Raw genomic sequence first — 22841 nt, forward strand, 5'->3', positions numbered from 1 at the left:
GATGCGATCGAGCAATTGCGGCGTCGCGTCGCGTCGAGTGCCCATCTGTACGAGCACGTGCATCATTCCGCCCTTCTGTCGATCGACCGTAATGCGGGCTTTGCCTGGCGGTCGTGTCCGGTATCGTGCGAGCTTGTCTATCTGCGGGCGCACCGCCTTCGTAGGTCAGGCGTTCGACGCGGGCGGCGAGCTCCTCGATAGTGTTGCGACTTTGGACTTGGTTGCGCGTTCGGGGCACAAGCGAAGTGAAGGAGATGGTGATGAGGCGGACGGGCAAGGGATTGATCGGTGGCGCGCTGCTCGCGGCGGTGTCGGGGATCGCGCTGTCGCTCTATTCTAGCCGGGTCGCGCGGCGCGCTGAGGAACTGGTGCCTGCGGAGGGGCGCTTCCTCGATGTCGCGGGCGCCCGGCTCCACTATATCGATGTGGGGTCGGGGCCAGCGATCGTCATGGTGCACGGCCTTGGCGGGCAGTTGCGGAACTTCAGCTACGCGCTCGTCGACCTGCTCAAGGACGACTACCGCGTGATCGTCGTCGACCGGCCGGGCTCGGGCTATTCGACCGCGACCGGCAACACGACGCCGGGGATCGTCGCGCAGGGCGCGATCATCGCCGACTTCATCCAGAAGCTCGGGCTCGATCGGCCGTTGCTCGTCGGGCATTCGCTTGGCGGCGCGATCGGCTTGGCGGTCGGGCTGGACCATCCGCACCTGGTCCGCGCGCTCGCGCTGATCGCGCCGCTGACCCGACCGCAGGAAGAGGTGCCGGAGAGCTTCCGTGGCCTCGCACGTGTGCCGGCGGGGGCGCGTCGCGGGTTTGCACAGATCATCGGGACGCCGCTGAGCCGGCTGACCTCTGCAAAGACGCTCGAAGGTATTTTCGCGCCCGAGGCGGTGCCCGAGGATTTCGCGATTCGCGGCGGTGGTGCGCTTTCGCAGCGGCCGATCGCGATCGCGGCGGCGGCGGCGGATCTGGGCGGCGTGAACGACGATCTGACGCCGATGGTCGAGCGCTATGGCGAGATTGGCGTGCCGACCCGGATCCTGTTCGGGCGGCAGGATGCGATCCTCGATCCTGCGTATAACGGCCACCGGACGGCGGCGGCTATCCCGGGGGCGAAGATCGATACGATCGAAGGCGGGCACATGATCCCGGTGACGGCGCCGGAGGCTTGTGCGCGGTTTGTGAGGGCTGCGTTCGCGGCGGGGTGAGGGGGAGGGCAAACAGACCAACCTAACCGACATAGTACCACCCCGGCGAAGGCCGGGGCCCAGTTGGAAAGGTCGATGTAATGGAGCGATGCGCTCGATTAGCTACCATCCCCACCTGGGCCCCGGCCTTCGCCGGGGTGGTGTTCCTTCGTCATGGTGGTGTTGGAGTCGACACGCCCGCAACAAACTCGAGCTCCCGCTTCCTTGTTCTCCCGCGAAGGCGGGAGCCCAGTCTGGGTCCCCGCCTTCGCGGGGAAACAGACTAGCCCGCGACGGGGAGCTTCACCTTGCCCGTGTCGTCGCGTTCCAGAGGACCGTAAGACAGCACGACTTCCAGCAACAACGGCCCGCCGTAGATGTGCGGGAACAGCTGTCCCCCGCGCGACTCTTCCCACTTCACGTCGTCGCCGAGCGCTTCGAGGTCGATCGCCGCGACGTGCAGGTCCGACTGACCGGCGAAGTGCTTGTCGACCGTCTCCGTCAGCTGCTCGGCGGTGGACAAGTGGATATAACCATCGGCGACATCCACCGGCGCGCCCGCAAAGCTCCCGCTTTCCAAGGTCGCCAGTTGCTCCCCCGTCAGCACCTTGTACGCGATCGGATCGCGGCTCATTCGCCGTCCTCCGGGCCTGCTGCGTCGTCCTCGCCGATCGTGGCGCCGGTGTCCGGAGCGACCTCTGGCACGGCATCCGCCAGGTTGATCTCGGCGTCTTCCTCGGTTTCCTCGATCCGCGCGGCCGAGACGACGTGTTCGCCCTTCGCCACGTCGAACAGCTTCACGCCAGCCGAGTTGCGGCTGATGACGCGGAGCGACGCCAGCGTCGTGCGGATCAGTTTCGCCTGGTTGGTCACCAGCATCAGCTGATGGCCCTTCGCCGCGGCAAAGCTCGCCACCACCGGGCCGTTGCGCGCGATGTTGTCGATGTTGGTGATGCCCTGGCCACCGCGACCGGTGCGGCGATAGTCGTAGGCGCTCGACAGCTTGCCATAGCCGTTCTCGCAGACCGTCAGGATGAACTGCTCGCGGTCCTTGAGATCGTTGTAGCGGTCGGCGCCCATGCCGTGATCGCCCTCGCGCTCGCCCTTCCACGGTGCGAACTTGAGGTACGTCTCGCGCTCCTCGGGCGTCGCGCCGACACGGTGCAGGACCGACAGCGAGATGACCTCGTCGTCGCCCTTCAGCGTGACACCGCGCACGCCGGTCGACGTCCGGCTCTGGAATTCGCGGACGTCGTCACCGGCGAAGCGGATCGCCTTGCCGAGCTTGGTGGCGAGCAGGATGTCGTCATGCTCACTGAGTAGCGCAACGCCGATCAGCTTGTCCTCGGAACCCTCCTCGAAGCGCATCGCGATCTTGCCGTTCGACGGCACGTTGGTGAACGCATCCATCGCGTTGCGGCGCACGAGCCCGCGCTGCGTCGCGAACATCACGTGCAAGCGGCTCCACTCGCTGAGATCCTCCGGCAGCGGGAGCACGGTCGAGATCGTCTCGCCCGGTGCCAGCGGCAGCAGGTTGATCATCGGACGGCCACGCGTGGCGGGGCCACCCTCGGGCAGGCGCCAGACCTTGTAGCGATAGACCTTGCCGAGGTTCGAGAAGAACAGCACCGGGGTGTGCGTCGAGGTGACGAACAGCTCGGTGACGACGTCCTCGTCCTTCGTCGACATGCCCGCGCGACCCTTGCCGCCACGCGCCTGCGCGCGGAACGTGTCGAGGCTGGTGCGCTTGATATAGCCCTGCATGGTCACGGTGACGACCATGTCCTCGCGCTCGATCAGGTCCTCGTCGTCGATGCCGTTGGCGGCGGCGGCGATCTCGGAGCGGCGCGGGGTGGCGAATTCGTCGCGGATCGCGATCAGCTCGCCACGCATCACTTCGTACAGCTTAGCACGGTCGCCGAGGATGTGGAGCAGCTCGCCAATCGTGGCGGCCAGTGCCTTCAGCTCGTCGCCGATCTCGTCGCGGCCGAGCAGCGTGAGGCGGTGCAGGCGGAGATCGAGGATCGCGCGGACCTGAGGCTCGGACAGCTTGTAGATACCGTCGGCCTGCTTGTCCTCGACCGCCTCGACCAGCGCGATGTACGGCGCGATCTCCTCGACCGGCCATTCGCGGGCGAGCAGCTTGCCGCGCGCTTCGGCGGGGCTCGACGATCCACGGATGACCTTGACGACTTCGTCGAGATTGGTGACCGCGATGACGAGGCCGAGCAACAGGTGCGCGCGCTCTCTAGCCTTGGCGAGTTCGAACTTGGATCGCCGCGTGATGACCTGCTCGCGGAACGTGATGAACGCGCCGATGATGTCGCGCAGGTTGAGCAGCTCGGGGCGGCCGCCGCGGATCGCCAGCATGTTGGCGGGGAAGCTCGACTGCGCGGGCGTGTGCCGCCAGAGCTGGTTGAGCACCACGTCGACGGTCGCGTCGCGCTTCAGGTCGATGACGATGCGGACGCCCATGCGGCTCGATTCGTCGCGGATGTCGCTGACGCCTTCGATCCGCTTGTCCTTGGCGGCTTCGGCGATCTTCTCGACCAGGCCGTTCTTGCCGGTCTGGAACGGGATCTCGGTGAGCACGATCGAGCGACGGTCGCCCTTGCCCTCCTCTACGATGTGGCGCGAGCGGACGATGATCGAGCCGCGGCCGGTCTCGTACGCCGACTTGGCGCCCGCGCGGCCGAGGATGATCGCGCCGGTCGGGAAGTCGGGACCGGGGACGATCTCGAACAGTTCCTCGGTCGTGATCGCGCCATTGTCCATATAGGCGAGGCACGCGGCGATGACTTCGCCGAGATTGTGCGGCGGGATGTTGGTCGCCATGCCGACCGCGATGCCGCCCGCGCCGTTGACCAGCAGGTTCGGGAAGCGCGCCGGCAACACCGAAGGCTCGCGCTCGGAGCCGTCATAGTTGGGCGTGAAGTCGACCGTGTCCTTGTCGAGATCGCCGAGCAGCGCGTTCGCCACCTTGCCGAGACGCGCCTCGGTGTAGCGCATCGCTGCGGGTGGATCGGGATCCATCGAGCCGAAGTTACCCTGGCCGTCGATCAGCGGCACGCGCATCGACCAGTCCTGCGTCATGCGGGCCAACGCGTCGTAGATCGAGCTGTCGCCGTGCGGATGGTATTTACCCATCACGTCGCCGACGATGCGCGCGGACTTGCGGTAGGGCTTGCCGGCGACGAAGCCGCTTTCGTGCGCGCCGTACAGGATGCGGCGGTGGACGGGCTTCAGGCCGTCGCGGACGTCGGGCAGCGCGCGCGCGACGATGACGCTCATCGCATAGTCGAGATAGCTCGACTTCATCTCGTCGACGATCGAGATCGTGGCGATGCCGGCGGGCTCGCCGCCCTGGGGTTCGGCGAGTATGGTCTCGTCGGTCAAATCTGAACGCTTTCGGCTTGTTGCGGTGTTGTGACACACCTTAGCCGAGGGGGGTGGGCCTTACTACCCCCGCGCACGCGTACGCACGCGAGGGACAGTAGTTTCATCGTTAATTTCGGGCTTATTTGCAGGCGGTCTTGGTCTTGTTGCCGGCGAGCGAGCAATTGTACGTGACGGTCTTGCCGTTGGCGAGCTTGGTGGTGACCATGCGGCCCTTGGCGACGGTCGTGGTGCGCTTGGCGACCTTGGTGTTGCCCATCGGCGTGGTGGTCTTGGTGGTGGTGGTGTGCGTCGCGACGGTCTTCGGCTGGACGGTCTTGGTCTGCGCCTGCGTCGCGGCGACGGCGGCAGTTCCGGACAGAAGCGCGGCGCCGGCGAGGATCGCGAGGGGGAGGGACTTCTTCATGCGGGTATCCTCTCGTTTCGGCCTTGGTGGACGATGCGGAGAGACTGCGCCGGGAGACCTGAACGGAGTGTGGCAGGCAGGTGAAATCCACGTCATGCGCGGGGGAGGCGGTGTGCGTTGCAAGCTCGGTTCTCCTGCGCAAGCAGGAGTCCAGGGTTGCCGGCGGTAGCGTTTGGTATCCTGGGCTCCTGCGTGCGCAGAAGAACAGCGACTAAGGCGTGACCTCGACACCGTCCCAGGCGAACAGTTTACCGCTGTCCGGCGCTCGGAGTCCGTCGATGACGTCGAGCAACTGCACCGCCGCGCGGTCCGGCTTGAATAGGTTGCCAGGCGTCACATTACCATGGAACGGCTTCGACAAACCGGTGTCGACCGTCCCCGGATGCAACCCCACGACGATCCCGCTGGAGTTCCGCCGCTTGTCCTCGATCGCGATCGTCTTCACCAACTGGTTCAGCGCCGCCTTCGAGGCACGATAGCCATACCAGCCGCCGAGCTTGTTATCGCCGATGCTGCCCACCCGCGCCGACAGCACCGCGAACACGATCCGCCCCGCCTTCGGCATCGTCGGCAGGAAGTGCTTCGCCACAAGCGCCGGCCCGATCGCATTGATCGCGAAGTTGCGTGCCATCCACACCGGATCGAGCTCGCGCATCGCCTTCTCAGGCCCCTTGTCGCCGTCGTGCAGCAACCCCGTCGCGACGATCACCAGCGTCGGCGACCCGACCCGCAAAGCCGCCGCCGCAATGCTCGCCTCGTCCTCCAAGTCGAGATGCCGGTCTCCGCTTTCGGACCGCGCAAACCCGTAGACCTTGTCGAAAGCCCCTTCCTCAATCAGCGCCTCTTCCAGCGCCTTGCCGATCCCGCCCGAGGCGCCGATGACGACCGCGCTGCTCACTTGCGCACGAACCGGAACTGCGCGTCGCTGCTGCCCGTCGCGTCATAGGCGTAGCCGTCGCTGTCGAATCCCTTGATCCCCTCAATGTCGTCGACGCGGTGCTCGACCAGCCACCGCGCAACCATGCCGCGGGCTTTCTTCGCGTGGAAGCTGACGAACTTCTGCGCCTCGCCCTCGCGGAAGTCGATCGCGACGACGCGTATCGAGGAGGGCAGCTTGCCGTCCGCCGCCGCCCAATATTCCTGGCTGGCAAGATTCAGGATCGTCCCCGATCCCTCCGCCTCGACGTCGTCCGCGAGCAGCTTGGCGATCCGATCGCCCCACCATTCGGTCAGTTTCGTCTTCCGCGGCGCCCAGCGCGTGCCCATCTCCAGTCGATAAGGCCGCATCAGATCGAGCGGCCGCAACAGACCGTAGAGCCCAGACAGCATTCGCACGTGATCCTGCGCGTAATCCACCGCCGCCTCGTCAAGCGTCTTCGCTTCCAACCCGGTATAGACGTCGCCTGCGAACGCGAACATCGCCGGGCGCTCGGGCAGCGTGTCGAAATCGCGGAACCGGTCGGCGTTGAGTTTCGCCAGCGCGGGCGAGATGTGCATCAGTTCCGACAGCTTCTTCTGCGTCAGATGCGCGGCAGCGTGTGCCAGCGTTTTCGCCTCGTCGGCAAACCGCGGCGTAGTCGGCTCGAGCTTGGGCAGTGCGCTCTCGTAATCGAGCGTCTTGGCGGGCGAAAGGACAGCGATCATTCTCGCGATCTAGCGACCGCCGTAAGCGCGTTCAATCGACGTTCACCAGCTAATTTGCAGGCAGGGGATCCGGACCGCTTGCTTGAACGTATGCACCACGGACCATATAGCGTCGCGGCGCGCCACTTACGTAAGCGGGCCGACGCAGAGGGAGAGTTTCCGCATGAAGACCATTTCCAAGCTTGCACTGGTTGCGGCGTTCGCGACCGGCGCAAGCAGCATGGCGATCACCACGCCCGCCTTCGCCAAGGACAAGAAGGCTGACGCCGCTCCGACGGTTAAGCTCAGCCCCGAAGTCCAGAAGCCCGGCCTCGCCGCGCAGACCGCGCTGGCGGCCAAGGATTACCCGACCGCGCAGACCGCGATCGACCAGATCGATGCCGCCGCGAAGACCGATTACGAGAAGTATATCGGTGCCGCGCTCCGGTACCAGCTTGAGTCGGAGAAGCTCGTCGCTGCGCAGACCACCAACCCCAACGCACCGATCAACGAGACGACTCTCGCCACGCCGCTCGACGCGCTGATCGCCAACCCGGCGACGCCCGCCGCGGATCGTGGTCGCTATGCTTATCGCCGCGGTGCGCTGGCGTTCAACGGCAAGCAGTATCCGATCGCACTTCAGTATTTCTCGAAGGCGAAGGAACTCGGCTACACCGATCCCAACCTGTCGTTGCAGATCATCAAGGCGAAGATGGATAGCGGTGACGTCGCTGGCGCCACTGCCGATCTCGATGCCGCGATCACGCAGATGACCGCATCGGGCCAAAAGGCGCCGGAGGAATATTACCGCTACGCGATCGCCAAGTCGTACGCAGCCAAGCGCAAGCCAGAGACGATGGCGTGGCTCAAGAAGTGGATCACCGCGTATCCGTCGGCCAAGAACTGGCGTGACGTATTGATCCTGTCGGGCATCCAGAAGGACGCGTTGATCACGCTCGACGAACCGCAGAAGGTCGACATTTTCCGCCTGATGCGCGCGACCAACTCGCTGGCCGACCAGACCGACTATCTGCAATATGCGGACAGCGTGAACCGTCGCGGCCTGCCGAGCGAAGCGCAGGCAGTGATCAAGGAAGGTCTCGCCTCGGGCAAGATCCCGGCGTCGAACACGATGGCCAAGGGTCTGCTCGCAGATGCGACCAAGAACATCGCGGCGGACGGCCCCTTGTCGGGTCTCGAAAAGCGCGCTGCGACGGCCCCGAACGGCAAGCTCGCCGCGGGTACGGCAGATGCGTATCTCGGTCAGAACAACTACACGAAGTCGATCGAACTCTATCGTTTGGCTCTGACCAAGGGCGGCATCGACGCGGATGACGTGAACCTGCATCTTGGCATCGCGCTTGCGCGCTCGGGCGACAAGGCGGGCGCGGCGACGGCGTTCTCGGCGGTGAAGGCATCGCCCAAGGCGGACATCGCGAACCTGTGGACGACTTGGCTCGGCGCACCGGCTGCGTAAGCGGTCCGGTCTCTGGCTAAAGAACGGGGTGGCAGCGATGCCGCCCCGTTTTTGTTTGAGAATGGGAGCTTCGAAGCTCGATCCTCCCCTGTCACGGCCTCGTCAGGGGAGGTGGCAGTCCGCAGAACTGACGGGGGGTGTCGCGCGATCGAGAGGGTGTCACCCCTCCGTCTGGCAAGCGCCAGCCACCTCCCCTTGCAGGGGAGGATCGAAGTCGTAGCCTAGTCCACCACCACCGGTATCCCCGACAGCGCCTTGGCCGTCCGGATCGTCAGCGACGTCTTCACGCTCGCCACGTTCGGCGCCGGCGTCAGATGCGTCGTCAGGATTTCCTGGAAGCTCTTCAGATCCGCCGCGACGATCTTCAGGATGAAATCGATCTCGCCATTGAGCATGTGGCATTCCCGAATCTCAGGAATATCCGCGATATGATGCTCGAACGCCGCGAGGTCGTGCTCGGCCTGGCTGCGCAACGAGACCATGGCAAACACCGTGATCGGAAAGCCCAGTCGGCTTGCATCGAGATCGGCGTGATAGCCACGGATCGCGCCTGCCTCTTCGAGCGCGCGGACGCGGCGCAGGCAGGGCGGGGCGGTAAGCCCCACCTGGTCGGCCAGGTCGACATTGGTCATTCGACCGTCGGCCTGCAACAGCGACAGGATCTGCCGATCGATCCGGTCAAAACTCATTTCACGCAACTCCCGATAGGCATCGCAAACCAAGCGATTCATTCCTCATAGCGATAAGATTGTTGCGGTAAAACGCAATTGTCCCACTATGCGACGAACCCGGATCCGCACCAAAATGGATTGTTCCTTCGATGAGTCGGCGGCGTTAAGGAATCGGTACGGAGAGCGTGGTACGCCCACCGAAGCCGGGGAACGATGTGCGGTTCGACGATAGCCTGAAGACGATCCTCGCTGCCGACATGGCCACCGGTTTCGGCGCGCAATCCGCGTGGCGGCAACTGGTCGACCTGATGGGCCGCGGGCGGACGGCGGTCGATGAACCGGCGATCGCGCGGTTGCGGCTGTTGCGCCAGGCGGTGCCGGTCGAGGTTCGTGCCGCCAGTGCCCGCGCGCTCGCGTTCGCCCGGCCCGATGCGAACCTGGTCGGGTTCTTCGCCGAGGATGCGCTGGCGATTGCCGCACCGGTGCTGCGGACCGCGACTCTGGAGCCTGACGAATGGCTGGCGATCTTGCCGCGGCTAACGCCGGCTAGCCGTTCGGTGTTGCGCCATCGCCGCGACTTGCCCGCATCGGTCCAACGTGGCTTGCAGAGCTTCGGTCCCACCGACTTCGTGCTGCCGCAACCCGATGCGCCGGCCGAGCCCGAGCCTGTCGAAGCCGAGCGGATCGTTGCAGAGCCGATCGCTATCGAGCCAGCGCCGATCGAAGAGCCGACTGTGGCTGAAGAGGCGCCTTCAGCTGAAGCGCTGCCTAGAGCTGAAGAGCCGGTTGTCGAAGTGTTCGACACACCGTCGGTCGACACGCCCTTCGCCGGGGCACCCGAACCGTCGCTCTATTCCGCGCCTCCCAGCGAAACCCCCCTTAGCGAAACCCCGTTCATGGCGCTCGGCGCGGTCGCCCGCGGCCTTCCGTTCGTCGCCGAGGCGTTTCGCCACGCCAAGCTCGCCGAGACGGAAGCGGCCGTCGCTGAACCGGCTGAACCCGCGCCAGCAGACCGCTTCGAAATATCTGACCTCGTCGCACGGATCGAGGCGTTCAATCGCGACCGCACCGTCGACGCCGCCACGCCAACACCCGCGGCGGCCGAGATCGAGGGCTTCCGCTTCGAAACCGACGCGCAAGGCGTCATCCGGATGGTCGATGGCGTCGCCCGCTCCGCGCTGATCGGCGTGTCGCTCGCCTATGCCGCGCAACAGGGCGAGGCGCATCTCGATGGCGTCGCGGCCGGCGCATTCCGTCGTCGTTCACGGTTCAGCGACGCGCGGCTCGAGGTCGGCGGGCTGTCGGACGCGTTCGGATCGTGGCGGCTGTCGGGCGTGCCTGCGTTCGAACATGCATCCGGCCGCTTCATCGGCTTCCGCGGCACCGCGCGCCGGCCACGTCGCGACGAGACCGCGGCGCCGGCAAAGCCCGCATCGTCGCCGGTCGCCGATTCGCTCCGACAACTGGTCCACGAACTGCGCACGCCGACCAATGCGATCGCCGGGTTCGCCGAGCTGATCGAGACGCAGCTGCTCGGCCCCGTCTCGCCGACGTATCGCGACCGCGCGACAGCGATTCGGACGCAGGCGGGCGACCTGCTCGCCGCGATCGACGATCTTGATACGGCGGCGCGGATCGAAGGCCATGCGCTCGATCTGCGACTGACGACAGTGCCGGTCCGTGCGTTGCTCGACCGCGTCACCACGGACCTCCAGCCGCTCGCCGCATTGCGCGGGGCGAGCTTGTCGGTGGCGATGGCTGCGAGCGACTGCGCTATCCTGGGCGACGATCGCGCGGTCGAGCGGCTGGTCGGTCGCCTGCTCGCCGCGCTGGTGTCGGCCGGGCGCCAGGGCGAGCAACTCGGGATCGTCGTGCGGCCGGTGGGCGACACGATCACGATCGAGTTCGATCGCCCCGCCGCGCTCGCTGCGCATGCGACCGACGTGCTGCTCAGCATCGACGCCGAACAGGAGAACGACGGCGCACCACTACTCGGCACCGGCTTCGCGCTGCGTCTCGCGCAGAATCTCGCGGTAGAACTCGGCGGCGTCCTGACGATCGGCGCGGAACGCCTGACGCTGCAACTTCCCGCTGCCGATATCGTGGAAGCGGAGTGCCCGACCGCCGATGTCGCGGAAGCGGAGCGCACCGCCGACGACCAGCGGTGACCTACCGCCCGCCGCGGCCAACCGACGCGCAGCGGGTGATCTGGCCGGAGGATTTTGGTACCCGCTTCACTGTCTTCGTGGACGTCGAGGAAGAGTTCGACTGGCGCGCGCCGCTCGATCGCCGCAACCGCGCGACGACCGCGATGGCGGCGTTTCCCGACGCGCACCGTCGGTTCGCGGAGCGCGGTGTCGCGCTCAACTGCATGGTCGACCACCCGATCGCCACCGATCCCGCTTCGGTGGCGGTCCTGTCGCGCGTCCTCGAAGATGGGCGGTCGGAGATCGGCACGCAGTTGCACGCCTGGGTCAATCCGCCGTTCGAGGAGGTGGCGACATCGGCGTCAAGCTACGCGGGCAACCTGCCGCGGACGCTGGAGGCGGCCAAGCTTGAGACGCTCACGGCCGCGATCAAGACCGCGTTCGGCACCGCCCCGCGTGCGTATCGCGCTGGTCGCTATGGCATCGGCCCGAACAGTTTCGAACTGCTTGCAGGGCTCGGCTACCGGATCGATAGCTCGATCCGCCCCGGCTACGATTATAGCGGCGATGGCGGTCCGGACTTCTCGCTGGCGGATGCCGGAGCGTATCGCGAAGGCGGTATCGTCGAACTGCCGCTAACCACCGTTTTCACCGGCCGCGCGCGAAGGGGCGGCGGCAGGCTGTACACTGCGCTAGGCCGCCTACCGAAGGGCAGGGGGGTATTCGCGCGCGCGCGCCTGTTGTCGCGGATCGTGCTGACGCCCGAGGACATGCCGATCGAGGCTGCGCTGGAGGCGGTTGCGGTCGCGGCGGGCGAGGGGTTGCGGCTGTTCAACCTGTCATTCCACTCGCCGTCATTGGCGCCGGGTAACACCCCCTATGTTCGCGATGCCGCCGACCTGAAGCGCTTTCATGCATGGTGGACGACGATGCTCGACGAATTCGACCGCCGCGGTATCCACAACGCCTCGCTCTCCGAGATTATAGCCGCGCTGGGATGAGCTGAGCGTATCGGAACGATCCTCCCCCGCAAGTGGGAGGTGGCGCCGCAGGTGACGGAGGGGGGACACGGAACAGCGGTTTTCCTTACCTCCCCCTCCGTCTGGCAAGAGCCAGCCACCCCCCCCTGGCGGGGGAGGATCGCCGCAGACGCCGCTTTCTATCTTGGACTCCTGTGCGGGGGAGAACGATGTCGCCCTGCACCAATGCCCAAAACGAAATAGGGCGGCCCGTTGCCGGACCGCCCTTCTGATACGCAGATACTGAAAGCGAGATTAGCGCTTCGAGAACTGGAAGCTACGACGGGCCTTCGCCTTGCCGTACTTCTTGCGCTCGACGACGCGGCTGTCGCGGGTCAGGAAGCCTGCTGCCTTGACCGATGCGCGCAGCACCGGCTCGAAGCGGGTCAGGGCCTGGCTGATGCCGTGCTTGACCGCGCCGGCCTGGCCCGAAAGACCACCACCCTTGACGGTGCAGACGACGTCGTACTGACCTTCGCGCTCGGTGATCCCGAACACCTGGTTGATGACGAGACGCAGCGTCGGACGTGCGAAATACACTTCCTGGTCACGACCGTTGATCGTGATCTTGCCGGTGCCGGGCTTGACCCAGACGCGGGCGACGGCGTCCTTACGACGGCCGGTCGCATAGGCGCGACCCTGCTTGTCGAGGATCTGCTCGCGCAGCGGCATCGGCTCGCGGACTGGCTCGTTCGAGACCGGTGCGGCGAGATCGCCTTCGCTGGTCGGCAGAGCCTGCTCGGCGGGGGCAGCCGGCGCGGGCTGGTTGGTCAGGCTCGCGAGATCGGCGAGCGACTGGCGGTTGTCGGACATTATGCGCCCACCTTGTTCTTGCGGTTCATGCTGCCGATGTCGAGCACGGCAGGGTTCTGTGCCTCGTGCGGATGCTCGGTACCCTTGAAGATACGCAGGTTGCGCATCTGCTCACGACCCAGCGGACCGCGCGGGATCATGCGCTCGACAGCCTTTTCAAGAACGCGCTCCGGGAAGCGGCCATCGAGGACCTTGGCGGCAGTGATGCCCTTGATGCCGCCGGCGTAACCGGTGTGCTTGTAATAGATCTTCTTCGCGGCCTTGTTGCCGGTGAAGCGGATCTTGTCGGCGTTGATCACGACGACGTTGTCACCGCAATCGACATGCGGGGTGAACGACACCTTGTGCTTGCCGCGCAGGACGTTGGCGATAATCGATGCGGCACGGCCGACGACGAGACCTTCCGCGTCGACGATATGCCACTGCTTCTCCACCTCAGCCGGCTTTGCCGACTTGGTGGTCTTCATGAGCGCCTTCATGGGCGTTAGACCTTCCAGATTGAATGCAAGCGCACCAAGGGGAGGCCCCGCAGCGCGAATGCCGGCCTAATGCTGAAAGGGGGGCTTCAAGTCAAGCTTTCTGCCGGTTTCCTGACGGGTATTATTATACCCGCTGCGTAATGCGGGGTGCGGTGCCGACTGCGTGGGCGGCGAACATCGCGGCTATCAGGAGGAGTGCGGCGTTGCCCTGGTGCGCAACCGCGACGTCGATCTGCACGCCGGTCATCAGCGTCGCGATGCCGAGGATGATCTGCAACGTGACCAGTCCGACGACGAAGAACCCTGCGCTGCTGCCGGTCTTGGTCGCCTTGATCGCCAGCCAGATCAAGCCGGCGGCCGCGGCGAAAGCGAACCAGCGGTGGATGAACTGCACGACGATCGGGTTGTCGACCGCATTGCTCCAGGCAGGGTTCACCATCGGCACGTCGGCCGGGAACAGCCCGTCGCCCATTAGCGGCCAGCTTGCGAAGGCATAGCCCGCGTCGAGCCCGGCGGTGAACGCGCCATAGACGAGTTGCACGAACAGCAACGCCAGCGCGAGGATCGCCACCGGCCGCATGCCGGCAGGGGCGGCGAGCGGGTTGCGGTGTAGCGCCATCAGGTCAAGCGCGGTCCACACGATCCCCGCGAGGATCGTCAGCGCGGTCAGCAGATGCACGGCGAGTCGGATATGGCTGACGTCGGTCCGCACCGACAGCCCAGACGCGACCATCCACCAGCCGATCGCGCCCTGGAACGCACCAAGCGCGAGCAGCGCCGACAGCCGCCAGCCATAGCCGACGGGGATCCGCTTGCGCACCGCGAACCAGATCAGCGGCACCGCGAACACAAGTCCGATCACGCGGCCCCACAGCCGGTGCAGATATTCCCAGAAGAAGATCGCCTTGAACCCGGACACGGTCATGTCAGCATTGAACGCGGCATATTCGGGGATGCGCTTGTAGGCAGCGAACTCCACCTGCCACTGCGCGTTGTTGAGCGGCGGGATGATCCCGCTGATCGGCTTCCACTGCGTGATCGACAGCCCCGACTCGGTCAGCCGTGTGATCCCGCCGATGACGACCATCGCGACGATCAGGCCCGCGACCGTGTACAGCCACAGGGCGACCGCACGAGGACGGGCTTTGGTGAGAAAGGCGGCACTGGGTTGAAGCATGGCGATGAGATAGTCCTTTGCGCAGCCCGGCGCCATTCCTTCATGGTGAGGCATTGCTTCATGTTGCCGGACCGGCGGAGGTGGGGGGCGTAGCGCCCTGCCGCTCCTCCCGTCATCCTGACGAAAGTCAGGATTCAGAGTTACGCACGCTGCCGCCTGAGGCTCTGGATCCTGACTTTCGTCAGGATGACGACGGATAGCCACTACGCGATCTCTGGCGGCGATCCGACCTGACGAACCTAAAATTCCTCGCAAGAAAATCTGCAATGTAATGTTGTATCCTTTCAACTGCCCATCTATATCCGACGGACGATGACGCCTTCGGCTACGCATACCCACCGCTTCGCCGGCCTCGATCGCTATGCGATCGGGCTGTCGGGCCTGTGCATGGTGCATTGCCTCGCGACCTCCGTACTGGTCGCGCTCATGTCGACGGCGGGCGGTTTCCTGCTCGATCCGATCTTCCACGAAGTCGGCCTGACGATCGCGATCGGCCTCGGTGCGCTCGCGCTTGGACGCGGCGTTCTCAACCACGGCTATATGATGCCCGCCGCAATGGGCGCGCTCGGGCTCGGCATCATGGCGGGCGCGATGACGTTGCCGCACGACAGCGGCGGCGGCGAGACGTTGTGGACGATCGTCGGCGTCGGCCTGCTCGCATTCGGCCACGATCTCAACCGCCGCGCCGATAGCTAGGTTGGGTTGCTGGAACCCTTCCGGCATCCTACTTCATCCAGCATGGCGCACGCTCACACCCACACCGAACCGCAAGGCGCCGACCTCACCGTCGCAGCACAATCGACACTTGAAAAGGCCGGCGAGCAGTGGACCACGATGCGCGCCAGCGTGTTCGCCGCGCTGGCCAGCTTCGAGAAGCCGGCGTCGGCGTACGACATTGCTGAAGCCGTCTCGAAATCCGAAGGCCGCCGCGTAGCCGCCAACAGCGTGTACCGCATCCTCGACCTGTTCGTCGGCGCGAACCTCGCACGGCGGGTCGAGAGCGCCAACGCCTATGTCGCCAACGCGCATCCCGATTGCCTGCACGACTGCATCTTCCTGGTCTGCGACTCGTGCGGCCAGACAACGCATCTCGATAACGACACGATCACCAAGGGTGTGCGGAATGCGGCGGAGGCGGCGGGTTTCTCGCCAGTACGCCCGGTGATCGAAGTTCGCGGGCGGTGTGCCGACTGCGAAGCGAAGTAGCCTCGCTCCTTCTACGTCATACCGGGCTCGTTCCGGCATCCACCGTTCCGCACACTCGATAGACGTAATTTTGCGGAACCGTGGACCCCGGAACTAGTCCGGAGTGACGGAACGTGTGGGGTTAGGTTCTACATCAGATCCTTCCCCATCCGGATCATCGGCACCGGCACGTCTCCCGGCGTCTCGATCCGCTCGATCGGCAGATACCCGCAAGCCCGGTACAATGGCTCCCCCACCAGCGTCGCCATCATCTCCGCCCGCGCAAACCTCACGTCGCGCGCAGCCGCTTCGCAAACCGACAGCACCAACCGCCCGACACCCCGCCGCGTAAAATCCGGGTCGGTATACATCGCCCGGATCCGCGCCGCGTCGCGCGCCGGGTCGAGCAACGCCGCATCCCGCAACCCCGTACTGTGATCGCCACCGTACAAAGTCGCCCGCCGACTCCACCCGCCACACCCGGCTAGCCGCCCCTCCGTCTCGACCAACAGATACGTCCCGTCCGCGATCAACTGCGTATCGAGCCCCATCACCGCGCGGCTCGCCTCGACCTGTGCGGGCGTGAGGAAGTCGCCTTGCAACGCGCCGATCGCCCGCGCCATCAGCGCCGAGATCGCCGGAATATCCGCCGCGACGGCAACACGGTGCGTAAAGTTCATAATTGTGCACTTCCCGAGCGATTTCAGCGCGAATGCTACGTCAAGACACGGTAACAATCGACACGATACGCGCGCTGCATTAAGCCCGTCCGATGGCCGACCTTCCTGCGACACCGCTGCTCGACACCGTTTCGACACCCGCCGACCTCCGCAAGTTGCGTCCGGACCAGCTCCGCCAACTTGCCGACGAACTGCGGACCGAGACGATTTCGGCGGTCGGCACCACCGGCGGGCATCTCGGCTCGGGTCTCGGCGTGGTCGAACTGACCACCGCGATCCATTACGTGTTCGATACCCCGCGCGACCGGTTGGTGTGGGACGTCGGTCACCAATGCTATCCGCACAAGATCCTGACGGGGCGTCGCGACCGGATTCGGACGCTGCGCCAGGGCGGCGGGCTCAGCGGCTTCACCAAGCGCAGCGAGAGTGAATACGACCCGTTCGGCGCGGCGCATTCCTCGACCTCGATCTCGGCCGCACTGGGCTTTGCCGTTGCCAACAAGATCGCTGGCACCCCCGGCAAGGGCATCGCCGTGATTGGCGACGGCGCGATGTCCGCGGGCATGGCCTACGAGGCCATGAACAACGCCGCGCAGGCGGGCAACCGCCTGGTCGTCATTCTCAACGACAACGACATGTCGATCGCCCCCCCGGTCGGCGGGCTGTCGGCGTATCTGAGTCGTATCGTGTCGAGTCGGGAGTTCCTCGGCCTCCGCGATCTGGCCCGTAAGCTTGCCAAGCGGCTACCGCGACCGATCGCCAGCGGCATGCGCAAGACCGACGAGTTCGCCCGAGGCATGACGATGGGCGGCACGCTGTTCGAGGAACTCGGCTTTTATTATGTCGGCCCGATCGACGGCCATAATCTCGAACACCTAATCCCGGTGCTAGAGAATGTCCGCGATGCCGAGGAGGGCCCGATCCTCGTCCACGTCGTCACCAAGAAGGGCAAGGGTTACGCCCCCGCCGAGGCCGCCGCGGACAAGTATCACGGCGTGCAGAAGTTCGACGTGATCTCGGGCATCCAGACCAAGGCGCCACCGGGACCGCCGCAATACCAGAACGTGTTCGGCGCGCAGCTCGTCGCAGAGGCCGCCAAGGACGACCGGATCTGTGCGATCACCGCGGCGATGCCGTCGGGCACCGGCCTCGACGCGTTCGCCAAAGCGTATCCCGACCGGTTCTTCGATGTCGGCATCGCCGAGCAGCACGGCGTCACCTTCGCCGCCGGCCTTGCCGCGCAAGGGATGCGTCCGTTCTGCGCGATCTATTCGACATTCCTTCAGCGTGCATACGACCAGGTCGTGCACGACGTGGCGATCCAGAACTTGCCGGTCCGTTTCGCGATCGACCGCGCGGGTCTGGTCGGCGCGGACGGCGCGACCCATGCCGGCTCGTTCGACGTCACATATCTCGCGACGCTCCCGAACTTCGTCGTGATGGCGGCGGCGGACGAGGCCGAACTCGTTCACATGACGCATACTGCGGCGCAGTACGACACGGGCCCGATCGCGGTCCGTTATCCGCGCGGCAGCGGCACCGGCGTCGCGCTGCCCGAGACGCCGCAGTTGCTGGAAATCGGCAAGGGCCGTGTCGTGCGTGAGGGCAAGACCGTCGCGATCCTGTCGCTCGGCACGCGTCTCGAGGAGGCTTTGAAGGCCGCCGAAATTCTCGAGGCCAAGGGGCTGTCGACGACCGTCGCCGATCTCCGCTTCGCCAAGCCGCTCGATGTCGACCTGATCCGCAAGCTGCTGACCACGCACGAAGTTGCTGTGACGATCGAGGAGAATTCGGTCGGCGGCTTCGGCGCGCATGTTCTGACGATGGCGTCCGACGAAGGGCTGATCGACGGCGGGCTCAAGCTCCGCACGCTGCGCCTGCCTGATGTCTACCAGGATCAGGACAAGCCCGAAGTCCAGTATGCCGAAGCCGGTCTCGATGCGACTGCGCTGGTCGACACCGTCCTCAAGGCGCTCCGCCACAATTCGCGCGGGGTCGCTGAAGCGCGCGCATGACCGGGCCGACCAAGGGCCTCGTGATCATCGTTTTGGCGGTGATCGTGATGGTGTCGTTGAATATTGCGATGTGGCGGCGGATGCGGGGTGGCCTGGCAGCGGCGAAGGCCGAGCAGGCGGCGAATCCCGAACTGTTCGATCAGGACGGTTCGCGTATTTCGTGAGCGGCCAACCCCAACACACCACCCCGGCGAAGGCCGGGGCCCAGTTGGAGAGGTCGCAGTAACGGGGGATGGCGCTCAGTTAGCAACGTCCCCCAACCGGGCCCCGGCCTTCGCCGGGGTGGTGCATCTTTTGACGAGTTGGTTTAGCCGCCTAGGTAGTGCGTTTGTGCGGCGTCCGTTGCGCTCACCGCAAGGATCGACCGCGCCTTGCTCGGCGGCAGCGCCTGCCCCCGGCCATCGCCACTCGCCGCGATCACCCGCTCCAGCAGATCCTGCCCCTCGCGCCACCAGCCGATCCCGCTTGCCGCGTTCAGATGCCCCTGCGGCCCGGCATCGACGAAGTGGCTGCCCCAGTCCGCCGCCATGCTGTGCGCGCGCTCGGGCGTGACCCAAGGGTCGTCGCTGCTCGCCACCACGATCGAAGGGAACGGCAGCGGGGTGCGCGGCGTCGGTGAGAAGCCCTTCAACTCCGCCTGTGCGCCGCCGCGATCGACATCCGCCGGCGCGACCAGCAACGCGCCCGCCACCGGCCAGCCATAAGGCTGCGGGCTGAGTTCGGCCCACCACGCCACCGCGAGGCAGCCGAGGCTGTGCGCGGCAAGGATCACCGGTGCATCCGCGCGGCGGATCGCCTCGTCGAGTCGCGTCACCCAGGCGTTGCGGTGCGGCGTGTTCCACATGCCGAGTTCGACGCGCACGGTGTCGGGCCGCGCGTCTTCCCACAGCGTCTGCCAATGCGAAGGCCCCGATCCGCCGAGACCCGGCACGGTCAGGATGGTCGGCTGGACGGAATCATACGGTGCGAAACTACCCACAGCGCTTCTCCTTCTCCAAGGCCCCGTTTCGGGGTGAGAAGCGTGACCGGGGGGACGCTCTAGGGGACGCCGGCTGATCACGCTTCCCAAGCCTCAACGTAATCCTACCTGATCGGTAGGCAATAGCATTGCGGCGAAAGGAAGGCAGCTTGCGGCGATCGGATCGCGGGGCGATAGGCGGGGTATGGGAAAGTTGCGCGCATGGTAAAGATACGGGCAGACCAGATGCTGGTCGACAGAGGCCTTGTCGAGTCGCGGACGCGCGCGCAGGCGCTTATCATGGCGGGCCTCGTTTTTGCGGGGACCAAGAAGGTCGACAAGCCCGGCCAGACGCTTCCCGACGACGTGCTGCTCGACGTGCGCGGACGCGATCACCCCTGGGTTTCGCGCGGCGGGATCAAGCTCGCGCACGGCCTTGCGCATTTCGGCTGGGACGTGACCGACGCGGTCGCGATCGACGTAGGCTCTTCGACGGGCGGTTTCACCGACGTCATGCTGAAGAATGGCGTGACGCGCGTGTACGCGGTCGATAGCGGCACCAATCAGCTCGCCTGGTCGCTACGCCAGGACGACCGCGTGATCGTCCACGAACAGACCAGCGCCCGCATTCTGACGCCCGCGCATATTCCCGAACCGATCGACCTGATCGTATGCGACGCGAGCTTCATCGGGCTTGCCAAAGTGCTCGAACGGCCGATGAGTTTTGCCAAACCCGACGCAAGGCTGATGGCGCTGGTGAAGCCGCAGTTCGAGGCGGGGCGCGGCGAAGTGGGGAAGGGCGGCGTCGTCCGCGATTCCGCGATCCACCAGCGCGTCTGCGACCAGGTCGCGGCATGGCTGACCGGGCAGGGCTGGCATGTCGAGGGCGTGGTCGAGAGCCCGATCACCGGCCCCGAAGGTAACGTCGAATTTCTGATCGCCGCGATGCATGGCAAGGGGCCAGCACCGGACGTACCGGTTTCGGAAGCGCCGGCGGATCCCCAAAGACCCCCGTCATCCTGACGAAAGTCAGGACCCAGGATACCGAGGGCGATCCTGCTTGGCTCTGGGTCCTGACTTTCGTCAGGATGACGGAGGACGGTGTTGATGCGTGCCTAACCGCCACCCACCGTGCCGGAATGAACCACTAGCGGAACGATTCTCGCCAACGCACGGTTTACCGATCGCAAAATGCGCGCCACGACGAGCGCGCGTAAAGACGGAAGGATTTGTGTGGGCGGTATCGCTTCGAAGGGCCAGTTGAGGATGTCGTTCCTCCGCTGGGCGGTCGTGACCGTGCCCCTGATCCTATTGCTCGGTTTCCTCTCGGGTCGCTCGGTCAGCGTCGGTAGCGACAATGCCTGGTACATGACCCTCGCCAAGCCTGCGCTGAACCCGCCGGGCTGGGTCTTCCCCGTAGTCTGGACGACGCTCTATATCCTGATCGGGCTTGCGCTCGCGATGATCCTCAACGCGCGCGGGGCTCGGTTGCGTGGGCTCGCGGTCGCGCTGTTCGTCGGGCAGTTCGCGTTCAACCTCGCCTGGACGCCGATGTTCTTCGGCGCGCACAGGATTGGCGCATCGGTGCTGGTGATCGTCGCGATGCTCGCCTTGTCGATCGCCGCAACCTTCGTCTTCGCGCGCATCCGGCCCGCCGCGGCTTGGCTGATGGTGCCGTATATGGTCTGGATCAGCTTTGCCGGCGTGCTCGCGTTCAGCATCGGGCAGTTGAACCCCGGCGCCGAGACACTTGCACCCGCCAGCCATACGTCCCAAATGCTGTGACGAACTGATCTTACGGGAATTTGAAGCAATGCAGTCCGAAAACCGCGTGTTCGACGATATCGTCAAGGTCTTGAACGGTGCGGCCGGTACGCTTGCGGGCGTCGGGCGCGAAGCCGGTTCGGGCGCGCGTGAGCGTGCCCGCGAATGGCTTGGCGGGCTCGATTTCGTCAGCCGTGAAGAGTTCGATGTGGTCAAGGCGATGGCCGCCGCAGCCCGCGACGAAAACGACGTGCTCAAGGCACGGCTCGACGCGCTCGATGCTAAGTTCGCCGCGCAATCCACAGTAAATGTGCCGTCCGGGGCGTCATACGAGGCGGCGGTCGACTGACTTTTCCACAGTTTTCCGCAGAAACGGGTTCGATGGGGTTGCCGTGGCGTTTTTGCCTCGGCACCCTTTGTCGTGCGATAAGGACCGCCAGGACCCTATGATGCTCGACCAAGTAGACCACGACCACGAAGACGCCGCCCCGATCGACATGCTCGAGAGCTACTATGCCGCGCATGGCTGGGAGCACGAGCGTCATGAGGATGAGATCGTTGCGACCGTAAAGGGTAGCTGGACGACGTACGAACTCCGCGCGCTGTGGCGCGAAGACGATAGCGTGCTGCAATTCCTCGCTTTTCCCGACATCAAGGTGCCCGATGAGCGGCGCCAGGCTGTCTATGAGACGATCGGGCTGGTCAACGAGCAGCTCTGGATCGGCCATTTCGAGCTATGGTCGTCGAGCGGCATATTACTGTTCCGGCATGCGGCGATGGTCGACGGTGGCGATGAAGGAACGATGTCGCTGGACGCCGCCGAACTGCTAGTCGAATCGGCGATAGAGGAATGCGAGCGTTTCTACCCCGTGTTCCAGTTCGTGTTGTGGGGCGGCAAGAGCCCCAAGGAGGCAATCGCTGCGGCGCTGATCGAAACGCACGGCGAGGCGTGAGCGTGCGTTTCCCCGAAGGCCCGCTGTGGCTGATCGGTTGCGGCAACATGGGCGGCGCGATGCTGCGCCGCTGGATTGCCGCGGGGCTTGATCCGGCGACCGTGACGGTGATCACGCGGAGCGGGAAGGGTGCCCCCGAGGGTGTCCGCTCGCTGACCGCGTTGCCCGACGAGGAGGCGCCTGCGACGCTGATGCTCGCGCTCAAGCCGCAGCAGATCGAGGCTGCGCAGGCGTTGCTGGCGCCGATGAAGGGCGCACCGACGCTGCTGCTGTCGATCCTCGCCGGGGTCGATCATGCCGCACTGTCGGCGCGGTTCGCGGCTGAGATGATCGTCCGCGCGATGCCCAACCTACCGGTCGCGATCGGCAAGGGCGTGACGTCGCTCTACGCCCCCGGCGAACCTATCGCGGCGGCAGAAGCCTTCGCGGCCCCCCTCGGCCATTACGAATGGATTGCCGACGAAGCGCATTTCGATGCGGTTACGGCACTCGCAGGCTGCGGCCCCGGCTTCGTGTTCCGCTTCGCCGACGCACTCGCCAAGGCGGGCGCTGCGCTCGGCCTGCCGGCGGACCAAGCCGCACGCTTGGCGATCGCCACGCTAGAGGGCTCGGCGATCATGGCCGCCGATGCGGACGTGTCGCCCGCCGTGCTCGCGGACCGCGTGGCGAGCCCCGGCGGATCGACCCGCGAAGGTCTGAACGTCCTCGACCGCAACGATGCGCTGGTAACGCTGCTTAAGGAAACGCTAGCCGCCTCCGAATGCCGCAACGCTGAAATGGCGGCCGCCGCGCGCTAGGTCGTGGAGGGGAGGCGGGTCGTCATTCAAGCTTCAGCCGCTATCCGAACCTTGCCCTGCCATTCCAACCTTACCCCGTCATTCTAACCTA

General features: G+C 65.6%; 24 protein-coding genes. 13 read left to right on the plus strand and 11 right to left on the minus strand.

The genetic code is table 11. The features are described 5' to 3' along the window. Positions 1-260: 260 nt before the first annotated feature. Positions 261-1211 (plus strand): alpha/beta hydrolase, encoded by a 951-nt coding sequence (locus C8J40_RS16370; protein ID WP_243693444.1) that lies wholly within the window; start codon positions 261-263, stop codon positions 1209-1211. Between the two features lie 262 nt (positions 1212-1473). Here C8J40_RS16370 and C8J40_RS16375 read toward each other — a convergent pair whose 3' ends face one another. The 5 genes from C8J40_RS16375 to yaaA form a co-directional block, all read right to left on the minus strand. Then, positions 1474-1824 (minus strand): DUF952 domain-containing protein, encoded by a 351-nt coding sequence (locus tag C8J40_RS16375; RefSeq protein WP_132897911.1) that lies wholly within the window; start codon positions 1822-1824, stop codon positions 1474-1476. Continuing rightward, positions 1821-4586, minus strand: coding sequence for a DNA gyrase subunit A (gyrA, locus tag C8J40_RS16380; RefSeq protein WP_132897912.1), 2766 nt, complete (start codon positions 4584-4586; stop codon positions 1821-1823). The genes C8J40_RS16375 and gyrA overlap by 4 nt, the downstream gene beginning before the upstream one ends. Before the next feature lie 121 nt (positions 4587-4707). Then, a complete protein-coding gene (locus C8J40_RS16385; RefSeq protein WP_132897913.1) occupies positions 4708-4992 on the minus strand; it encodes a hypothetical protein in 285 nt (94 codons plus the stop codon). A 211-nt stretch (positions 4993-5203) separates the two neighbouring features. After that, positions 5204-5890: an SDR family NAD(P)-dependent oxidoreductase gene (locus C8J40_RS16390; RefSeq protein ID WP_132897914.1), complete on the minus strand. Its 687-nt coding sequence runs from the start codon at positions 5888-5890 to the stop codon at positions 5204-5206. After that, positions 5887-6636, minus strand: coding sequence for a peroxide stress protein YaaA (gene yaaA / locus C8J40_RS16395; RefSeq protein WP_132897915.1), 750 nt, complete (start codon positions 6634-6636; stop codon positions 5887-5889). The genes C8J40_RS16390 and yaaA overlap by 4 nt, the downstream gene beginning before the upstream one ends. Positions 6637-6799: 163 nt before the next feature. Here yaaA and C8J40_RS16400 point away from each other — a divergent pair, with 163 nt between their 5' ends. Continuing rightward, positions 6800-8092 (plus strand): hypothetical protein, encoded by a 1293-nt coding sequence (locus C8J40_RS16400; protein WP_132897916.1) that lies wholly within the window; start codon positions 6800-6802, stop codon positions 8090-8092. 221 nt (positions 8093-8313) lie between these two features. Here C8J40_RS16400 and C8J40_RS16405 read toward each other — a convergent pair whose 3' ends face one another. Further along, on the minus strand, positions 8314-8781 hold the full coding sequence (locus C8J40_RS16405; RefSeq protein ID WP_055880606.1) for an Lrp/AsnC family transcriptional regulator: 468 nt from the start codon (positions 8779-8781) through the stop codon (positions 8314-8316). A 167-nt stretch (positions 8782-8948) separates the two neighbouring features. Between C8J40_RS16405 and C8J40_RS16410 the strand changes: the two genes are divergently transcribed. Both C8J40_RS16410 and C8J40_RS16415 read left to right on the plus strand, forming a co-directional pair. Continuing rightward, complete coding sequence (locus tag C8J40_RS16410) at positions 8949-10931, plus strand: HAMP domain-containing sensor histidine kinase (RefSeq protein ID WP_207901251.1); 1983 nt, start codon at positions 8949-8951, stop codon at positions 10929-10931. Continuing rightward, positions 10928-11911, plus strand: coding sequence for a polysaccharide deacetylase family protein (locus C8J40_RS16415; RefSeq protein ID WP_132897917.1), 984 nt, complete (start codon positions 10928-10930; stop codon positions 11909-11911). Before C8J40_RS16410 ends, C8J40_RS16415 begins: the two co-directional genes overlap by 4 nt. Before the next feature lie 273 nt (positions 11912-12184). On the opposite strand, the gene rpsI is transcribed toward C8J40_RS16415, so the two are convergent. From rpsI to C8J40_RS16430, 3 genes are all read right to left on the minus strand, one after another. Next, positions 12185-12742, minus strand: a complete 558-nt coding sequence (gene rpsI / locus C8J40_RS16420; RefSeq protein ID WP_082443995.1) for a 30S ribosomal protein S9 — start codon at positions 12740-12742, stop codon at positions 12185-12187. Beyond that, a complete protein-coding gene (gene rplM / locus C8J40_RS16425; RefSeq protein WP_060524218.1) occupies positions 12742-13221 on the minus strand; it encodes a 50S ribosomal protein L13 in 480 nt (159 codons plus the stop codon). The genes rpsI and rplM overlap by 1 nt, the downstream gene beginning before the upstream one ends. Positions 13222-13345: 124 nt before the next feature. Then, positions 13346-14398, minus strand: a complete 1053-nt coding sequence (locus C8J40_RS16430; RefSeq protein ID WP_132897918.1) for a COX15/CtaA family protein — start codon at positions 14396-14398, stop codon at positions 13346-13348. A 312-nt stretch (positions 14399-14710) separates the two neighbouring features. On the opposite strand from C8J40_RS16430, the gene C8J40_RS16435 reads away from it, so the two are divergent. Both C8J40_RS16435 and C8J40_RS16440 read left to right on the plus strand, forming a co-directional pair. Then, positions 14711-15094 carry a MerC domain-containing protein gene (locus tag C8J40_RS16435; RefSeq protein ID WP_132897919.1) on the plus strand — a complete coding sequence of 128 codons (384 nt, stop codon included), beginning with the start codon at positions 14711-14713 and terminating at the stop codon, positions 15092-15094. 42 nt (positions 15095-15136) lie between these two features. Continuing rightward, the gene (locus C8J40_RS16440; RefSeq protein ID WP_132897920.1) at positions 15137-15604 is read left to right on the plus strand and encodes a transcriptional repressor; all 468 of its coding nucleotides are present in this window, start codon (positions 15137-15139) and stop codon (positions 15602-15604) included. A 128-nt stretch (positions 15605-15732) separates the two neighbouring features. On the opposite strand, the gene C8J40_RS16445 is transcribed toward C8J40_RS16440, so the two are convergent. Continuing rightward, positions 15733-16263, minus strand: a complete 531-nt coding sequence (locus tag C8J40_RS16445; protein ID WP_132897921.1) for a GNAT family N-acetyltransferase — start codon at positions 16261-16263, stop codon at positions 15733-15735. A gap of 92 nt (positions 16264-16355) precedes the next feature. Here C8J40_RS16445 and dxs point away from each other — a divergent pair, with 92 nt between their 5' ends. Together dxs and C8J40_RS20420 are read left to right on the plus strand one after the other, a co-directional pair. Then, positions 16356-18278, plus strand: coding sequence for a 1-deoxy-D-xylulose-5-phosphate synthase (gene dxs, locus C8J40_RS16450; RefSeq protein WP_132897922.1), 1923 nt, complete (start codon positions 16356-16358; stop codon positions 18276-18278). After that, on the plus strand, positions 18275-18442 hold the full coding sequence (locus tag C8J40_RS20420) for a hypothetical protein (protein ID WP_165911487.1): 168 nt from the start codon (positions 18275-18277) through the stop codon (positions 18440-18442). Before dxs ends, C8J40_RS20420 begins: the two co-directional genes overlap by 4 nt. Before the next feature lie 143 nt (positions 18443-18585). Here the strand turns inward: C8J40_RS20420 and C8J40_RS16455 are convergent, their stop codons facing one another. Then, entirely contained in the window at positions 18586-19257 is a 672-nt protein-coding gene (locus C8J40_RS16455) for an alpha/beta hydrolase (protein WP_132897923.1), read from the minus strand. A 201-nt stretch (positions 19258-19458) separates the two neighbouring features. On the opposite strand from C8J40_RS16455, the gene C8J40_RS16460 reads away from it, so the two are divergent. The 5 genes from C8J40_RS16460 (at position 19459) to C8J40_RS16480 (ending at position 22750) form a co-directional block, all read left to right on the plus strand. Further along, on the plus strand, positions 19459-20259 hold the full coding sequence (locus C8J40_RS16460; RefSeq protein WP_132897924.1) for a TlyA family RNA methyltransferase: 801 nt from the start codon (positions 19459-19461) through the stop codon (positions 20257-20259). A gap of 210 nt (positions 20260-20469) precedes the next feature. Next, on the plus strand, positions 20470-21021 hold the full coding sequence (locus tag C8J40_RS16465) for a TspO/MBR family protein (RefSeq protein WP_243693445.1): 552 nt from the start codon (positions 20470-20472) through the stop codon (positions 21019-21021). Positions 21022-21049: 28 nt separating this feature from the next. After that, the gene (locus tag C8J40_RS16470) at positions 21050-21349 is read left to right on the plus strand and encodes an accessory factor UbiK family protein (protein WP_132897925.1); all 300 of its coding nucleotides are present in this window, start codon (positions 21050-21052) and stop codon (positions 21347-21349) included. A 100-nt stretch (positions 21350-21449) separates the two neighbouring features. Continuing rightward, a complete protein-coding gene (locus C8J40_RS16475) occupies positions 21450-21953 on the plus strand; it encodes a YbjN domain-containing protein (RefSeq protein ID WP_132738469.1) in 504 nt (167 codons plus the stop codon). Further along, positions 21950-22750 carry a pyrroline-5-carboxylate reductase dimerization domain-containing protein gene (locus tag C8J40_RS16480; RefSeq protein ID WP_279432599.1) on the plus strand — a complete coding sequence of 267 codons (801 nt, stop codon included), beginning with the start codon at positions 21950-21952 and terminating at the stop codon, positions 22748-22750. The genes C8J40_RS16475 and C8J40_RS16480 overlap by 4 nt, the downstream gene beginning before the upstream one ends. Positions 22751-22841 lie beyond the last annotated feature (91 nt).

It is taken from the genome of Sphingomonas sp. PP-CC-3A-396 (assembly GCF_004343105.1).
GTDB lineage: Bacteria > Pseudomonadota > Alphaproteobacteria > Sphingomonadales > Sphingomonadaceae > Sphingomonas.

What these genes read in the sequence shown, in the direction of transcription:
- C8J40_RS16460 (WP_132897924.1), top strand. Translation starts at nt 19,459, where the DNA reads ATGGTAAAGATACGGGCAGACCAGATGCTGGTCGACAGAGGCCTTGTC.
- C8J40_RS16430 (WP_132897918.1), bottom strand. Translation starts at nt 14,398, where the DNA reads ATGCTTCAACCCAGTGCCGCCTTTCTCACCAAAGCCCGTCCTCGTGCG.
- C8J40_RS16375 (WP_132897911.1), bottom strand. Translation starts at nt 1,824, where the DNA reads ATGAGCCGCGATCCGATCGCGTACAAGGTGCTGACGGGGGAGCAACTG.
- C8J40_RS16470 (WP_132897925.1), top strand. Translation starts at nt 21,050, where the DNA reads ATGCAGTCCGAAAACCGCGTGTTCGACGATATCGTCAAGGTCTTGAAC.
- C8J40_RS16440 (WP_132897920.1), top strand. Translation starts at nt 15,137, where the DNA reads ATGGCGCACGCTCACACCCACACCGAACCGCAAGGCGCCGACCTCACC.
- C8J40_RS16405 (WP_055880606.1), bottom strand. Translation starts at nt 8,781, where the DNA reads ATGAGTTTTGACCGGATCGATCGGCAGATCCTGTCGCTGTTGCAGGCC.
- C8J40_RS16475 (WP_132738469.1), top strand. Translation starts at nt 21,450, where the DNA reads ATGCTCGACCAAGTAGACCACGACCACGAAGACGCCGCCCCGATCGAC.
- C8J40_RS16385 (WP_132897913.1), bottom strand. Translation starts at nt 4,992, where the DNA reads ATGAAGAAGTCCCTCCCCCTCGCGATCCTCGCCGGCGCCGCGCTTCTG.
- C8J40_RS16400 (WP_132897916.1), top strand. Translation starts at nt 6,800, where the DNA reads ATGAAGACCATTTCCAAGCTTGCACTGGTTGCGGCGTTCGCGACCGGC.
- dxs (WP_132897922.1), top strand. Translation starts at nt 16,356, where the DNA reads ATGGCCGACCTTCCTGCGACACCGCTGCTCGACACCGTTTCGACACCC.
- yaaA (WP_132897915.1), bottom strand. Translation starts at nt 6,636, where the DNA reads ATGATCGCTGTCCTTTCGCCCGCCAAGACGCTCGATTACGAGAGCGCA.
- rplM (WP_060524218.1), bottom strand. Translation starts at nt 13,221, where the DNA reads ATGAAGGCGCTCATGAAGACCACCAAGTCGGCAAAGCCGGCTGAGGTG.
- C8J40_RS16435 (WP_132897919.1), top strand. Translation starts at nt 14,711, where the DNA reads ATGACGCCTTCGGCTACGCATACCCACCGCTTCGCCGGCCTCGATCGC.
- C8J40_RS16445 (WP_132897921.1), bottom strand. Translation starts at nt 16,263, where the DNA reads ATGAACTTTACGCACCGTGTTGCCGTCGCGGCGGATATTCCGGCGATC.
- C8J40_RS16370 (WP_243693444.1), top strand. Translation starts at nt 261, where the DNA reads ATGAGGCGGACGGGCAAGGGATTGATCGGTGGCGCGCTGCTCGCGGCG.
- rpsI (WP_082443995.1), bottom strand. Translation starts at nt 12,742, where the DNA reads ATGTCCGACAACCGCCAGTCGCTCGCCGATCTCGCGAGCCTGACCAAC.
- C8J40_RS20420 (WP_165911487.1), top strand. Translation starts at nt 18,275, where the DNA reads ATGACCGGGCCGACCAAGGGCCTCGTGATCATCGTTTTGGCGGTGATC.